General features: G+C 69.7%; 15 protein-coding genes and 1 tRNA gene. 5 read left to right on the forward strand and 11 right to left on the reverse strand.

Annotation, left to right across the window (positions count from 1 at the left end; all coding sequences use genetic code 11):
* Window positions 1-97 precede the first annotated feature (97 nt).
* Window positions 98-1,369: an MFS transporter gene (locus P1Y20_RS03545; protein ID WP_304447277.1), complete on the forward strand. Its 1,272-nt coding sequence runs from the start codon at window positions 98-100 to the stop codon at window positions 1,367-1,369.
* 9 nt (window positions 1,370-1,378) lie between these two features.
* On the opposite strand, the gene P1Y20_RS03550 is transcribed toward P1Y20_RS03545, so the two are convergent.
* Window positions 1,379-2,053, reverse strand: coding sequence for a DUF2238 domain-containing protein (locus tag P1Y20_RS03550; RefSeq protein ID WP_304447278.1), 675 nt, complete (start codon window positions 2,051-2,053; stop codon window positions 1,379-1,381).
* Window positions 2,054-2,251: 198 nt separating this feature from the next.
* Between P1Y20_RS03550 and P1Y20_RS03555 the strand changes: the two genes are divergently transcribed.
* Window positions 2,252-2,740 (forward strand): DUF6789 family protein, encoded by a 489-nt coding sequence (locus P1Y20_RS03555; RefSeq protein WP_304447279.1) that lies wholly within the window; start codon window positions 2,252-2,254, stop codon window positions 2,738-2,740.
* 169 nt (window positions 2,741-2,909) lie between these two features.
* Here the strand turns inward: P1Y20_RS03555 and P1Y20_RS03560 are convergent.
* The 6 genes from P1Y20_RS03560 to rocF form a co-directional block, all read right to left on the reverse strand.
* Window positions 2,910-2,980: transfer RNA gene (locus tag P1Y20_RS03560), tRNA-Gly, on the reverse strand.
* 49 nt (window positions 2,981-3,029) lie between these two features.
* On the reverse strand, window positions 3,030-3,785 hold the full coding sequence (gene otsB, locus P1Y20_RS03565) for a trehalose-phosphatase (protein ID WP_304447280.1): 756 nt from the start codon (window positions 3,783-3,785) through the stop codon (window positions 3,030-3,032).
* A 67-nt stretch (window positions 3,786-3,852) separates the two neighbouring features.
* A complete protein-coding gene (locus P1Y20_RS03570) occupies window positions 3,853-5,406 on the reverse strand; it encodes an alpha,alpha-trehalose-phosphate synthase (UDP-forming) (RefSeq protein WP_304447281.1) in 1,554 nt (517 codons plus the stop codon).
* Window positions 5,407-5,416: 10 nt separating this feature from the next.
* Window positions 5,417-5,806 carry a hypothetical protein gene (locus P1Y20_RS03575; protein WP_304447282.1) on the reverse strand — a complete coding sequence of 130 codons (390 nt, stop codon included), beginning with the start codon at window positions 5,804-5,806 and terminating at the stop codon, window positions 5,417-5,419.
* 133 nt (window positions 5,807-5,939) lie between these two features.
* Complete coding sequence (locus tag P1Y20_RS03580) at window positions 5,940-6,578, reverse strand: class I SAM-dependent methyltransferase (protein WP_304447283.1); 639 nt, start codon at window positions 6,576-6,578, stop codon at window positions 5,940-5,942.
* 52 nt (window positions 6,579-6,630) lie between these two features.
* Window positions 6,631-7,536, reverse strand: coding sequence for an arginase (rocF, locus tag P1Y20_RS03585; protein WP_304447284.1), 906 nt, complete (start codon window positions 7,534-7,536; stop codon window positions 6,631-6,633).
* A 121-nt stretch (window positions 7,537-7,657) separates the two neighbouring features.
* Between rocF and P1Y20_RS03590 the strand changes: the two genes are divergently transcribed.
* Window positions 7,658-8,941: a TIGR00341 family protein gene (locus P1Y20_RS03590; RefSeq protein WP_304447285.1), complete on the forward strand. Its 1,284-nt coding sequence runs from the start codon at window positions 7,658-7,660 to the stop codon at window positions 8,939-8,941.
* 4 nt (window positions 8,942-8,945) lie between these two features.
* Here the strand turns inward: P1Y20_RS03590 and P1Y20_RS03595 are convergent, their stop codons facing one another.
* Complete coding sequence (locus P1Y20_RS03595) at window positions 8,946-9,863, reverse strand: NAD-dependent epimerase/dehydratase family protein (RefSeq protein ID WP_304447286.1); 918 nt, start codon at window positions 9,861-9,863, stop codon at window positions 8,946-8,948.
* Window positions 9,864-9,954: 91 nt separating this feature from the next.
* Here P1Y20_RS03595 and P1Y20_RS03600 point away from each other — a divergent pair, with 91 nt between their 5' ends.
* Window positions 9,955-10,494, forward strand: coding sequence for an HTH domain-containing protein (locus P1Y20_RS03600; protein ID WP_304447287.1), 540 nt, complete (start codon window positions 9,955-9,957; stop codon window positions 10,492-10,494).
* 117 nt (window positions 10,495-10,611) lie between these two features.
* Window positions 10,612-11,790, forward strand: coding sequence for an NAD(P)/FAD-dependent oxidoreductase (locus P1Y20_RS03605; protein ID WP_304447288.1), 1,179 nt, complete (start codon window positions 10,612-10,614; stop codon window positions 11,788-11,790).
* Window positions 11,791-12,047: 257 nt separating this feature from the next.
* Here P1Y20_RS03605 and P1Y20_RS03610 read toward each other — a convergent pair whose 3' ends face one another.
* From P1Y20_RS03610 to cdd, 3 genes are all read right to left on the reverse strand, one after another.
* Window positions 12,048-12,464: a rhodanese-like domain-containing protein gene (locus P1Y20_RS03610; protein ID WP_304447289.1), complete on the reverse strand. Its 417-nt coding sequence runs from the start codon at window positions 12,462-12,464 to the stop codon at window positions 12,048-12,050.
* Between the two features lie 63 nt (window positions 12,465-12,527).
* Window positions 12,528-13,334, reverse strand: coding sequence for a nucleoside phosphorylase (locus P1Y20_RS03615; protein ID WP_304447290.1), 807 nt, complete (start codon window positions 13,332-13,334; stop codon window positions 12,528-12,530).
* Between the two features lie 77 nt (window positions 13,335-13,411).
* Window positions 13,412-13,822, reverse strand: a complete 411-nt coding sequence (gene cdd, locus P1Y20_RS03620; protein WP_304447291.1) for a cytidine deaminase — start codon at window positions 13,820-13,822, stop codon at window positions 13,412-13,414.
* Window positions 13,823-13,869: the final 47 nt, after the last annotated feature.

Raw genomic sequence — 13,869 nt, forward strand, 5'->3', positions numbered from 1 at the left:
CCTGTCGGGCGCTCACACGGGCCGTCAGACGCGGTAGCGCGGTCCGAAGCGCGACTCGACTGAGCAGTTTAACCGGCTCGACCGGGAACTCGATAGCGTGTCCGGAGGCTCACTGAGCGTGCTTCGTGACCGGGAGTTCCTCGCCCTGAGTGGGACGGCCTTCGCCCGCGCGCAGGCGTACTCGACCATCGCCATCGCGCTGGCGCTCTACGCCGACCTGTTCGGGACGACCAGCACCGTCGAGGGACTGTTCGGGACCGCGTTCGCCCTCGCCCAGTTGCTCATCGTCCTCCCGCTCGGCCGGAAGGTCGACACCGGGAACGCGAAGCGCTACCTGCTGGTCGGACTCGCGCTCAACGTCTGCGTGTTCGTCGGCTTCTGGCTCGTCGACGGCGTCTTGGACGTCATCGTCGTCCGCGTCCTGCAGGGCGTGAGCGCGAGCCTCCTCTGGATTACCGGGACCACCGTCGTCGGCGAGATAAGCCCCGCCGGCGACCGCGGCCAGTGGCTCGGGACGTACAACCAGGTCGGCGCGTTCTCCTCGCTCGCCGGCGACCTCGTCGGCGGCTACCTGCTCGCCGTCTACGGCTTCGGTGCGGCTTACGGCGTCCTCACCGCCGTCTCTCTCGGCGCGTTCGTCCTCCTCTACTCGCTGCTCAGAGACGACCCCGGCGGCCGGACGAGCGCCGAGGAGGCCACCGGTCTCGAGACCATCGGTCGGCTGCTCGACCGGTCGACCGTCCGCGCGCTCGTCGTCTTCCGGTTCGGCCTCTCCTTCGGGAAGATGGCGGTCCTGTTGTTCCTCCCCATCTATGCCCACAGCGCCTTCGGCATGAGCCCCTTCGCCGTCGGCGGCATCCTCGCCGGCGGGAAGGTGACGAAGGGGCTCACCCAGGGGTACGTCGGCGGGTTGACCGACCGCGTCGAGCACAAACACCACTTCGTCCTCGTCGGCGCGCTCCTCTACGCCGTCGGTGCCTTGCTCGTCCCCGCCGCCGGGTACGCCGAGGGCGTCGTCCCGGGCGTCTCCGCGTTCGGCTACGCGCTCCCGGGGGCGTTCTTCGTCCTGTTCGCCGCCTACGCCGTCTGCGGCGTCGCCGACAGCATTCGTCTGCCGGCGAGCATGGCGCTGTTCGTCGAGGAGGGAGAGCGGTTCGACGCCGTCGCCGCGAGCATGTCGCTTCGCTCCATCGCGTGGAAGGTCGGCCAGGTCGCCGGCCCCGTCACCGTCGGCCTCATCTGGGACGCGACGGGCGTGCTCAGCGCCTTCGCCACCGCCGCCGGCCTCGTCGTCGTCGCCTGTGTCGCGCTCGCGCTCCTCTACGGCGACGACGCCGACCCGGTCGCGTCCCCGGCGCACGCCCACTGAGTCGGCCGACTACTCCGGGGACGCGTGCGCGTGGGGCTCTCCACCATCACCTCGGCGGGCGTCGAGCGAGTCGACGACGTTCGACAGGGCGCGAGGACCGAAGGCGACGACCAGCGCCGCTCCGACCGCGTCGAAGACGAGGTCGAACGCGGTGTCGTACGGGCCGTAGGGGACGAGCAACGGTTCGAGACCGAGGCGCCGCGCGAGGGCGTGGACGATGTACTCGAAGACCTCCCACAGCACGCCGAGGCCGAGCGTCACGCCGACGACGAACCCCGAGGTGTTCCGGACGCGACGCTCGCCGTCGCCGTCGACGCTCGTCCGGGCGAAGACGTACGCGAGGCTGCCGACGATGCTCGCCGAGAGCGTGTGGGTGACGTGGTCCCACCACCACACCCGGTCGTAGGAACCGAGCATCCCGAGCGCGTGGAGAAACATCGCCCCGGAGACCCACAGCCGTTGCCAGGGGTGAAAGGAGGTGCCGTAGCGTCGCTCCAGCAGCGTCGGCGCGAACGTGAGCGCGAGCGAGACGAGACCGTTGACGACGACGCTCGGGTTCCGCCGGCGGACCCCCTCTACCAGCACGGTCGATATGCCGGCCCGCAACAGGTGCCGGCCGCGACGCGCGAGCGCGGCGACTGTGCGACGCGCGGACGAGTCGAGTATCGAGAGCACGGAACTCACCACGAGCGTGGGATACACGCGAGACGAGTATAAACCCGCGCGTCGGCCGGAGGACGGCGTCGTCGGTCCCCACCCGTCCGTCGGGGGGATTCGGAACACCGCCCGGACCGTTCCCGTCCGGAACGACACGGAGGCCGGACGCTCTCTGCGCTCCGAACGTCGGCGTGACCTTTTGACGGTCGACGTTGGTACCGGGGTATGGACCCGATTCGAAGCACCATCGGCGGGGGGATAGCGGCCACGGCGGTCCTGTTGACGCTGCTGCTGACGCTGGACGCGGTACTTCCGGGGGCGGAACCCCTCGTGTTCGCGACGTTCACCGGCCTGTGTTCCATCGGCGGTCCGCCGTACTGCGCGCTCGCCAGCGGGACGGCGTTCGCGCTCACGCTCCTCGTCTTCGTCGCGCTGTTCGCGTTCGCGTGGCCCCTGCTCTTCGCCGGGTTCACCTGGGGACTCCCCGGGGAATCGGGAGCCACGCACGGACTGGTGTTCAGTTTCGTCCTGTGGCTCGGGTACGCCGCCGGCGTCTGGATCGCCGTGTGGCGAGGGTGGGAGACGCTCGCCCAGGACGTCCCGCTGCTGGCGGTCACGCTGTTCGCCTACCTCGTCTACGGGTTCGTCCTCGGCAGCGGGTACGACTACCTCGCGGGCCACCGGACGTTCCTCGACCAGGGCTCGGCGGCGTGAGTCCGCCCTCGTGGAACTCTCGCTCGTCGCGTCCGCTCCTCGCAGGATGCACCGACCGGGATTCGAACCGGTGCGAGGCGGTCCCGGCCACTTCGCTCCCGCGCTGCGACTCGCAGGGTTACGAATCACCTCGTAGAGCGCTCGCTCGTCGCGTCCGCTCCTCGCAGGATGCACCGACCGGGATTCGAACCCGGGCTATGGGCTTGGAAGGCCCATGTCCTACCACTAGACTATCGGTGCGCGTCCGGCACTTTCGCGGCTCCCGTAAAGGGCGTTTCCCTTCCCTCCCTCAGCGACGGGTGACGTCCCATTGCTCTCCGAGCCACGCCAGGAACTGTCCCACGGCCTCGGGACCGTCGAGGGAGGCGTCGGCGGCCGTCGCGTCGCCGCCGACGGCGACGCCCACGCCGTCGGTGAGGGTGCGAAACGCCCGCTCGTCCGAGGTGTCGTCGCCGACGTGCATGGGGAGCCAGCCGACGCCGGCGCCCGTGGCGAGCAGCGAGACGGCCCGGCCCTTCCCCCACGGGAAGTCGGGTAGGACTTCGAGGACCGCCTTCCCGGGGTCGACCCGGAGGGAGGGTTCGCCGTCGACGACCCGCCTGACTCCACGCTGGACGGCCTCCCGGTCGTCCGGGTCGACCTCGCGGTAGTGGACCGTGAGGGTGAGTTCCTTGTCCTCGACCCAGGTCCCGGGGACGTCCGCGACGCGCTCGGCGATGGCGTCGCGTGCGCGTCGGAGGGCGGGTCGGCGGACCCGTGCGATGGGGTGGACCACCCGACGGCCGTTCCGGAGGAGTTCGAGACCGTGGTTGCCGGCGTAGGCGAGGCCGTCGAGCCCGACGCGTTCGCGGACGTCGCTCAGGACGCGGCCGCTCACGACGGCCACCGTGACGTCCCGACGGGCGGCCAGCGCGGCGACGCGCTCGCGGCGCTCGGGCGGGAGCGTCGCGTCCTCGGGGCGCGTCGTGATAGGTGCGAGCGTCCCGTCGAAGTCGAGGCTCACGAGGAGTCCCTCGGCCGACGCGAGGCGCGCCTTTAGGTCCACGGTACCGTCCCACAGCGACGGGGGCGAGTCGCGACACGACACGCTGACCGACCGTCCCGCCGCCCGGTCACCCATCGGTGTCCGAGTGAGGGCTGGGTGTCGCGCCCGCCCGGTGCTCGCCGATGTCTTCCATCGCCTCGAAGACGCTGTCCATCCACGCCGAGAGGTCGTTCTCGTGGACGCTGCGGCGCAGACGGCGCATCCGACGGGAGCGGTCGGCCGACGAGAGCGTCAGCGCCGTCCGGATGGTGTCGGAGAAGGCGCAGGTGTCGAGGGGGTCGGTCGTGAGGGCGTTCTCCGCGAAGACGGGGTCGTCGTGGACCCCCGCGTGCCGGCTGAGGACGAGCACGCCGTCGTGGTCGACCTGGGCGGCGACGTACTCCTTCGCGACGAGGTTCATCCCGTCGCGGATGGAGCTGACGAGCGCCACGTCCGCGTTGCGGTAGAGCCCGGCGAGCGCCGGTTCCGAGAGCATCTCCGTGAGCGCGACGACGGGTTGCCAGTCGTCCGTGCCGAAGCGGTCGTTCAACCGGTCGACGGCCTCGCCGATGCGCGACTGGTACTCCCGGTAGTCGCGGATGCCCGTCCGGGTCTCGGAGCCCTTCTGGACGTAGGTGAACCGGCCGCGCCACTCGGGGTTGTTCGCCCAGAGGTGTTCCAGCGCGTCGAAGCGTTCGAGGATGCCCTTCGCGTAGTCGAGACGGTCGACGCCGAGGACGACCTGTCGGTCGGACCCGTCGAGGCGGTTGTCGGCGGCGAACGACTCCCAGAACGCGCTCGCCTCGTCGCTGGTGGCCCCCGACGCGATGCGGTCGGCGTCGACGCCCATCGGGAACGACCGGACCCGCGTCTCCCCGCCCTCGTAGTGGACGACGCTCCGCTGGCGGTCGACGATGGCCGTCGGCAGTATCTCCTCGACGCAGTCGAGGAAGTTCTCGCGATAGCGGTCGATGTGGACGCCGAAGAGGTCGTTCGCCAGCAACCCGTCGAGGAGTTCCTCGCGCTGCGGGCACGACCGGTAGACGTCCGGGCCGGGCCACGGGATGTGCCAGAAGTGCGCGAGGACGGCGTCCTCGTTCCCCGACTCGCGGACGTGACGCGGCGCGAGCGCGAGGTGGTAGTCCTGGAACCACACCCACGGGCGGTCGCCGGAACACTGCTCGGCGACGGCGTCGGCGAAGCGCTCGTTGACCGTCCGGTAGCGCTCCCAGTACTCCTGGGAGAAGCGCGTCTTCGTCAGCGCGCTGTGGCACAGCGGCCAGAGGCCGCGGTTGCTGTAGCCGTAGTAGTAGCCGTCGACGGTCTCCTCGTCGAGCCAGAGGCGCCGCAGCGTGTAGGCGGGGTCCTCCGGCGGGACGGCGACGCAGTCGTCGGCGTCGGCGACCTGCGGGTCGGCCCCGCCGTCGCCCCACGCGACCCACGTCCCGCCGGCCGACTGCATGACCGGGTCGAGACCGGCGGTCAGCCCGCCGGTCGGGCGGTCCACGACGACCTCGTCGTCGTCCCCCTCGAACTCGTGGCGGTACGGCTGTCGGTTCGACACGACGACGAGGTGCTTGCCCGCGGTGGGGTCGTGTTCGTCTCCTAGCGTCTCTGCGAACGTCGTACGAAGTGGCTGCATGGTGCGAAAATCAGTGCTCGGCCCGTCCCCACTCTTCGATCTGCGGAGCGGGACGGTCGATTCGTTTCGAGGGGTATCGTACCCCCTCCGGGTTCCCCGGCGTGACTCGCGGCGTCTCGACGGTGTCGAGACGGTCGAGCGCGACCGGCAGGAGCGCCAGGACCCGGTCCGTGGTCGGGACGGTGGCGAGCGTCTCGGTGTTCGAGACGTCCGGGTACCCGTGGGTGACCATCACCTCCCACATGTCCGTTCGACCGATGACGTGGTGGTCGACGGTACACCGCCGCGCCACGACCACGACCGGCGCCGTCTCGTGGCGAAACCGGAGGGACTCGCCCTCTGGGTCGGCTTCGCACGTCCATCCGGACGGTGCGCCGATGTGTGCGAACGTCTCTGGCATATACTGTTGTCGAGACTACCGTTAGGGGTCCCGTTTGTGCCTGCCAGTGCCTGACACCTAAGTAGGGTACAGTAGTGACCCGCGACGGGTGAGAGTCGGCTATCCCGACCCGTCGTCGGGCGGTATTCATCGCCTACTCGGTGCCCGTACCGACCGCGTAGCAGTTCCCCTCGCTCTCGTAGACCCGTTCGACATCGAGCGCGCTCGCCTCGACGGCCGCCTCGAACTCCTCTGGGTCGTAGACGTGGTAGTACCGTCCGACGGTGGTTCCGTCCGGGAGCGTCCAGTCGACGGTCGTGTCGAAGCCCTCGCGCTCGTCGAACGCCGAGTGCGTGACGCTCCAGACGCTGACGAGCGCGCGACCCGCCGGCGCCAGCACACGGGCGAGGTCGTCGAGGCTGGCGCGGCGCAGGGTGGGCGTCGGGAGGTGGTGGAGCGCGGCGACGTACACCGCGAGGTCGACGCTGTCCTCCCGGAGGGGGAGCGCCGCCGCGTCGCCCTGCAGGAGGTCGAGGGAGAACCCCTCGTTCGCCGCGCGCTCGCGGGCCGTCCCGAGTATCGCCCGACTCGCGTCGAGGCCGACGACCCGGTCGGCGCGCCGCGCGAGGAGTCCCGCGTGCCGGCCGTTCCCGCAGGCGAGGTCGAGGGCCGTCCCCGCCTCGGGCGACGCCTCGACGAACGCCTCGACCTCGGGCCAGGCGTACGCCCGCGTCCGCGCGAAGTGCTCGGCGATGCGGTCGTACGTCTCCCTGACGGCGCGCCGGTCGGTCACGCTCGGCGGGTGGGCGTCGTCGGGCAAGTAGGCACCGGTCGGCGGCGGCCGCTCAGATGATGGACTTCCCGAGCGCGCTCGCGGCCAGTTCGACCGCGAGTTCCGCCGTCCGGTTGTGCTGGTCGAGGATGGGGTTCACCTCGACGACCTCCATCGTCCGCAGGTCGCGTCGCGAGACGACCTCCATCGCGGCGTGGGCCTCGCGGTAGGTGACGCCCCCGCGGACGGGCGTCCCCACCCCGGGGGCCTCGTCGGGGTCGAGCCAGTCGAGGTCGAGGCTGACGTGGACGCCGTCGGCGGCGCGCCCGGCGACGTCGAAGGCCTCCTCCGTCACCTCGATGATGCCCCGCTCGTCGATGTCGGGCATGGTGTAGACGGTCACCTCGGTGGCGGCCAGCGCCTCGCGCTCGGCGTCGTCGAGGCTCCGGACCCCGACGAGGGCGACGTTCGCCGGGTCGACGCCGGGCGCGTGCGCCCACGGCTCGTCGGCGAACTCGCCCTCGCCGAGGAGGGCCGCCAGCGGCATCCCGTGGACGTTCCCGCTCGGGGAGGTACCGGGCGTGTTGAAGTCGCCGTGGGCGTCGAACCAGACGACGCCGACGTCGGCGTCGCGGGCACTCCCGCCGACGGTCCCGACGGCGATGGAGTGGTCGCCGCCGAGGACCAGCGGGAACGCCCCCTCCACCAGCGCGTCGGCCACCCGGTCCGCGAGGCGGACACAGAGGTCCTCGACCTCCGCCAGGTACTTCGCGTTCCCCCCGTCTGGGTGGGAGGCGTCCGGGTCGCCCTGCTCGGGGTGGACCACCGGGAGGTCGCCCGCGTCGCGACAGGCGTAGGACAGGCCCTCGAGTTCCCGTGCCAATCCGGCGTAGCGAATCGCCGAGGGGCCCATGTCGACCCCCCGTCGGTCCGCGCCGAGGTCCATCGGGACGCCGACGAGGTCGACCGGTCGTGTCATGGCCGCGCGTACTCCGCCCGGCGGTTTAGCCCGTCCGGTTCGGCGAACGGTTCGCGACCGGCTCGTGACGACGGAATGCGTGACGATTATATACTCGGCGTGCGCCGTCCGTGCAGACAGAATGCGGTTGATAAAGTTGCTCGTTCCCGACAGTGTGTGCGACGACGCAGTGGCGATACTCGACGAGGAGAACATCGACTTCGTCCTCACCCGCGACGCGAGCGCCCACGACGACGCGACGCTCCTCGAGTTCCCCCTGCCGACGCAGGCGGTCGAGTTCGTCCTGCAGGAGCTGCGCGACGCCGGTATCGACGACGGCCAGTACACCGTCGTCGCGAGCGCGGAGACGGCGAAGACGGCGAACTTCAAGGACCTGGAGGACCGCTTCGTCGCCGGCGTCGAGGAGGACGACTCCGTCGCCCCCGAGGAGATACGGGCGAAGGCGCTCGACATGCACCGCAACCCGCTGACGTACTACTCGCTGACGGTGTTCAGCGCCGTCGTGGCCGCCGCGGGCCTCCTGCTCGACTCGCCCGCCGTCGTCGTCGGCGCGATGGTCATCGCCCCGCAGGTCGGCTCGGCGATGACCACGAGCGTCGGGATGGTGCTCGACGACCGCCGGATGACGTGGATGGGGCTGAAGGCACAGTTCCTCGGCCTCGGTCTCGCCGTCGTCACGGCGCTCGCCCTCGGCTACGCGCTCCGGTCGGGACAGTTCGTCACCAGCGTCCTCGACGTCTCGACGGTGAGCCAGATATCAAAGCGCATCTCGCCGGGACTGCTCTCGGTGTCGGTGGCGGTCTGTGCGGGCGCGGCCGGGGCGTTCGGCCTCGCGACCGCGCTCCCCGTCTCGCTCGTGGGCGTGATGATCGCCGCCGCACTCATCCCCGCGGCGGCCGCCGTCGGCATCGGCGTGGCGTGGGGCATCCCCTCGGTGGCGCTCGGCGCGCTCATCCTGCTCGTCGTCAACGCCGTCACCGTCAACCTCGCGGGGTTCGCCGTCCTCTGGTACCTCGGCTACCGGCCGCCCGAGTGGGTCGAGGGCGTCCGCTCCCCCCGTGAGTTCCTCCCGATGCTGGTCGCACTCGCCGTCCTGCTCACGACGTTCGGCGTGGCGGGCGGGTTCGTCGCGGACCAGGTCATCTACAACAACAACGTGAACCAGGCGGTCACGGACGTCCTGGAGGACGAGGAGTACGAACGCCTCGAACTGATGCAGATACAGACCGAGGTCGGCCCCGTCGACCGCTTCGGCGAACAGCCGACCGTGACGGTCAGCGTCTCGCGCCCGGCCGACGAACCCTACCCGGGGCTGGCGGACGACCTCTCGGCGGCCATCGAGGAGTCGACGGACCGCTCGCTCGACGTGGAGGTACAGTTCAACGACCGGATTCGGTCGTCGTGAGGCGTCAGTCCCTGTACGGCGCGCAGACCCGGGCGACGCCGTCCTCGAAGTCGACGGTCGGCTCCCAGCCGGTCGCCTCCTTCATCTTCGTGGGGTCGGCCATCGTGTCGTGGACGTAGACGTCGAGGGGGTTCTCGACGTACTTCGGCTCGACGTCGGTGCCGAGTTCGTCGTTTATCATCTCGACCATCTCGTTGAACGAGTAGCTGACGCCCGTCCCGAGGTTGTAGACGCCCTGAAGGCGTTCCTCGGCCGCGAGTTCGATGCCGCGGACGACGTCCGAGACGTGCGTGAAGTCGCGGGTCTGGGAGCCGTCGCCGAACAGTTCGGGGCGCTCGCCGCGGGCGATCTGGTCGGTGAACTGCGCGACCGTGTTCGCGTACTTCCCCTTGTGTTCCTCGTTGCCGTCCTCGAAGCCCTGGTAGACCGAGAAGAACCGCAGGCCGGCACAGCGCATCCCGTAGTGGTTGTGGAAGTACTCGCCGTAGCGTTCGCGGGCGAGTTTCGACGCCTCGTAGCCCGTGCGCGCCTCGACGGGCATCGACTCGGGAGAGGGGTCCGTCCGCGAGCCGTAGATGGAGGAGGTGGAGGCGTAGACGACCGTCTCACAGCCGTCGCGGCGGGCCTGGTCGACCGTGTTGACGAACCCCTCGACGTTCACCCGGGCACCCAGGCGCGGGTCGTCCTCGTGCATCGTGTACGAGGAGAGGGCAGCGAGGTGGAAGACGACGTCCACGTCCGTCGGGAGGTCGTCGTCGAGCACCGACGCCTCGACGAACTCGACGTCGTCGTCGAGGTTCTCCGGCGTCCCGAGGTAGAGGTCGTCGACGGCGACGACGTCGTTGCCCGGTGCGAGGTGGTTCGCGAGGTTCGAGCCGATGAAGCCGGCGCCCCCGGTCACGAGGACACGTTTCCCGTCCATACCCGAGGGAGCGACGGGGGAACACTAATACATTCGGACCTGTCCTCGTTCCACCGTCGGACTTATACCGGGGAGTTTCAAAGGATAAGCCATGTCATCCATCGAACTCACGTCGAGCCAGCGGGAGATCCTGCAGGAACTCATCAACCTGTACGGCGTCTCCGAGCGGGCCGTCAAGGGGGAGGACATCGCGAACAAGGTCGACCGGAACCCGGGGACCATCCGTAACCAGATGCAGAGCCTGAAGGCGCTGCAGTTGGTCGAGGGCGTACCGGGGCCGAAGGGCGGGTACAAACCGACGGCGACGGCCTACGAGGCGCTCGAACTGGAGCAACTCGACGAACCCGCGAACGTCCCCTTCTTCCACAACGGCGAGCGCGTCACCGACGCGAACGTCCAGGAGATAGACCTCACCAGCGTCCACCACCCCGAGCTCTGCCGCGCCGAGATACGCCTGCACGGCTCCATCAAGGAGTACCACGAGGGTGACACGGTCGTCGTCGGCCCGACGCCGCGCTCGAAGCTCCGCATCGAGGGCGTCCTCGACGGGAAAGACGACACGAACAACGTGCTCATCGTCTCGACGACGAGCATGGAAGCCCCCTGGGGCGACGACGCGCCGCAGCACTAGCGCGGCGCCGAAGCACATATATTCCCCGTCTGCGGCCGTCTCCTCGCCGTCTCCAGTCTCGTTGACACGCATGACCGTTCCAAAGCCTTTGTATCGGAGGCGGTCGGAGAACTGGTCATGACTGAGAACGTCGTCGTCCTCGGGTCCGGCTACGCCGGGGCTGGCGCCATCAAGAGCATCGAAGACAAGCTCGGTGACCAGGTGGACCTGACGTGGATCTCCGACGTCGACCACCACCTCGTCCTCCACGAGGCCCACCGAGTCGTGCGCAACCCCGCCGTCAAGGAGAAGATAGCCATCCCCGTCGAGGAGATCAAGGCCCCCTCCACGCGCTTCATCCAGGCGGAGGTGACGGGTATCGACACCGAGGACCGCGAGGTGGAACTCGACGACGGCACGACGGTCACCTACGACTACTGCGTCGTCGCGATCGGCTCGCAGACCGCCTACTTCGGCATCGAGGGGCTCGAAGAGCACGCCTACACGCTGAAGTCGCTCGACCACGCCCTCGACATCCACGACGCGGTCAAGGAGGCGGCCCGCGACGCCTCGCGCAGCGACCGCGCACAAATCGTCGTCGGCGGGGCCGGCCTCTCGGGCATCCAGACCGCCGGCGAGATAGCCGAGTTCCGCGACAAACACCGCGCGCCCATCGACATCCACCTCGTCGAGGGGCTGGAGAGCGTCTTCCCGCCGGGCGAACCCGAACTGCAGGAGAAGCTCGACGAGATGCTCCGCGAGCGCGACATCAACATCATGACCGGCGAGTTCATCGGGAAGGTCGACGACGAGACGGTCTACATCGGCGACGACACCGAACTCGACTACGACGTCCTCATCTGGACCGGCGGCATCACCGGTCAGAAGGTCGCCGAGTCGCTCGACCTCGACCAGGACGAGCGGAACCACCGCCTCACCGCCACCTCGACGTTCCAGACGAGCGACGACCGCGTCTTCGCGGTCGGCGACTCGGCGCTCGTCGACCAGCTCTCGGGCGAACCCGCCCCGCCGACGGCGCAGGCCGCCTGGCAGGCCGCCGAGGTCATCGGCGAGAACATCAAACGCGCGATGAACGGCCAGCCCCTCAAGCAGTGGGAGCACGTCGACAAGGGGACGCTCATCTCCGTCGGCGACGAGGCCGTCGCCTATGACGTCCGGCCCGTCAACGGCTTCTCGCTCCCCGTGAAGCTCTTCGACGGCCTCCCCGCCGAGACGCTGAAGAAGGGGGTCGCCTCCCGCTGGGTCAAGCGCGTCGCCGGCCCCAGCCGCGCCGCGAAGGCGTGGCCCGACATGTAACGTCGGCGAGCACAACTGCGGACCTACCCGTCGTCTCCTCTCTTCTCCTCTCCCCTCTCCTTCGACGCGCTCGACCGGCGAGCCGTGTGTCTCGACGCGCTGTCGCCCGACGAACCGTCGCGTCCGCTCGCGCTCCCGCCGGAGGTTTATGAACCAGGCCGGGACGAGTGACCCCGTGCGCTGAACGTCGTCGCGGGGTGCACGCGGGTGTGCGACGCCACGCCCCGCGAGCGAAGCGGCCGGCGTCGCCTGTCCGCCTATCGGCTCTCGTAGTCACGCTGTTCGACGGTCTCGACCGGGTAGCCCGCTTCCTGCCACGCGGTGAACCCGCCGCTCAGGTGCGCGACGTCCTCGAACCCCATCTCCGCGAGTCGCTTCGCCGCCAGCGCCGACCGGCCGGCCTCGTTGCAGAACAGCACGTAACGTCGCTCCGGGCCGAAGTAGTCGCGGTGGTACTTCGTGTCGGGGTCGGCCCAGAACTCGAGCATCCCGCGGGGCGCGTGTTTCGCCCCCGCGATGGTCCCTTCGAGCCACAGCTCTCGCACGTCGCGGATGTCGAGCAGCGTCGCTCGGCCCTCCTCGAGTTCCGCGTGGGTCTCCTCGACGGAGAGTGACTCTATTTCCCGCTCTGCCTCTTCGGCCATCCCCCACGCCGTCCGCCGGAGTTCGGTCATGGCCACGTACTGTGGTGACGACTCACAAAACCCTACCGACTGCGTTACCCCACGAACGCCGGCTCAGTCGAGCGAGAGGCCGGCGTGCCAGCGGTCGGCGCCGGCCTCGGCAGCGGCGGCGTCCATCCGTGCGAGCAGGTGGACGGCCAGGTTGGCCGTCTCGACGGCCCGTCCCTGCCCCTCGACGCGGAACTCGCCGGTCGTCCGGTTGGCGTACACCGCGCAGACCGCGCCGGCACGCAGGCCGTAGACGTTCGCCAGGGTGAGGATGGCGCTCGCCTCCATCTCGAAGTTCTTCACGTTCGCGGCCACCATCTCCTCGAAGAGGGCCGTTCCGCGCTCGGGGACGTACCCCTCGAAACCCGGGCGACCCTGGCCGGCGTAGAAGGAGTCCGTCGAGGCGGTGAGGCCGACGTGGTAGTCGTAGCCGAGGCGCTCGGCGGCGGCGACCAGCGCGGTCACCACCTCCCCGTCGGCCACCGCGGGGTACGTATCGCGGACGTACGCCGCGCTGGTCCCCTCCTGTCGGACGCCGCCCGACGTGATGACGAGGTCACCGATGTCGATGTCGGGCTGGATGGCCCCACAGGAGCCGACGCGGAGGAACGTGTCGACGCCTACCTCGGCGAGTTCCTCGACCGCGATGGCGGCGGAGGGCGACCCGATACCCGTCGACGTGACGGAGACCGGCGTCCCCTCGTACTCGCCGGTGACGGTTCGGTACTCGCGGTGACTCGCCACCTCCTCGCTCGCGTCCCAGTCGGCGACGATGCGGTCGACCCGCTCGGTGTCCCCCGGCAGGAGTACCGTCCCCGCGACGTCGCCCGGCCCGACCTCGATGTGGTACTGCACGTCGTCTGCGTCGCTCATGGCTCGACTGAACTCCCCTCGAACAAATAGCCACCCGTTCGTGAGGAGAGCCTCCGACGACGGGACTCGCCGTCGGGTCACTCCTCGCGCTTCGCTGCCTCCAGCGTGTCGAACGAGATGGTGTTCGGAAGCAACTCACCGAGGGCGTACTCACGAACCGCGTCCCTCTCGTCGCAGAAGACGGGGAGGTCGGCGTCGGCGAACTCCGCGAGCGTCTGGCGACACATCCCGCAGGGCGTGACGCCGTCGCGCGCGCCGGAGGCGACGGCGAGGCGGGCGAACTCGGTGTGGCCGTCCCGGACCGCTCCCGCCACGGCCACCTCCTCGGCGTGCAGCGAGTTCGAGTAGTTGGCGTTCTCGATGTTACAGCCGGTGTAGACGGTGCCGTCGGCGGTCTCCAGGGCGGCACCGACGCGGTACTCGGAGTAGGGGACGTAGGCGTCGTCGAGCGCCTCGCGGGCGCGGGCGACGAGTTCGGTCGCGTCCATGCGACGGCTTCGGCGAGTCGCGAGAAATAGCCTGCGTCTCGGAGGGG

This window comes from Halomarina ordinaria, from assembly GCF_030553305.1.
In the GTDB taxonomy this organism is placed as follows: domain Archaea; phylum Halobacteriota; class Halobacteria; order Halobacteriales; family Haloarculaceae; genus Halomarina; species Halomarina ordinaria.

Bases quoted from the DNA above. Each gene is read 5' to 3' on its own strand.
- P1Y20_RS03555 (WP_304447279.1), top strand. From the start codon at position 2,252: ATGGACCCGATTCGAAGCACCATCGGCGGGGGGATAGCGGCCACGGCG.
- P1Y20_RS03570 (WP_304447281.1), bottom strand. From the start codon at position 5,406: ATGCAGCCACTTCGTACGACGTTCGCAGAGACGCTAGGAGACGAACAC.
- P1Y20_RS03575 (WP_304447282.1), bottom strand. From the start codon at position 5,806: ATGCCAGAGACGTTCGCACACATCGGCGCACCGTCCGGATGGACGTGC.
- rocF (WP_304447284.1), bottom strand. From the start codon at position 7,536: ATGACACGACCGGTCGACCTCGTCGGCGTCCCGATGGACCTCGGCGCG.
- P1Y20_RS03590 (WP_304447285.1), top strand. From the start codon at position 7,658: ATGCGGTTGATAAAGTTGCTCGTTCCCGACAGTGTGTGCGACGACGCA.
- P1Y20_RS03595 (WP_304447286.1), bottom strand. From the start codon at position 9,863: ATGGACGGGAAACGTGTCCTCGTGACCGGGGGCGCCGGCTTCATCGGC.
- P1Y20_RS03600 (WP_304447287.1), top strand. From the start codon at position 9,955: ATGTCATCCATCGAACTCACGTCGAGCCAGCGGGAGATCCTGCAGGAA.
- P1Y20_RS03605 (WP_304447288.1), top strand. From the start codon at position 10,612: ATGACTGAGAACGTCGTCGTCCTCGGGTCCGGCTACGCCGGGGCTGGC.
- P1Y20_RS03610 (WP_304447289.1), bottom strand. From the start codon at position 12,464: ATGACCGAACTCCGGCGGACGGCGTGGGGGATGGCCGAAGAGGCAGAG.
- P1Y20_RS03615 (WP_304447290.1), bottom strand. From the start codon at position 13,334: ATGAGCGACGCAGACGACGTGCAGTACCACATCGAGGTCGGGCCGGGC.
- cdd (WP_304447291.1), bottom strand. From the start codon at position 13,822: ATGGACGCGACCGAACTCGTCGCCCGCGCCCGCGAGGCGCTCGACGAC.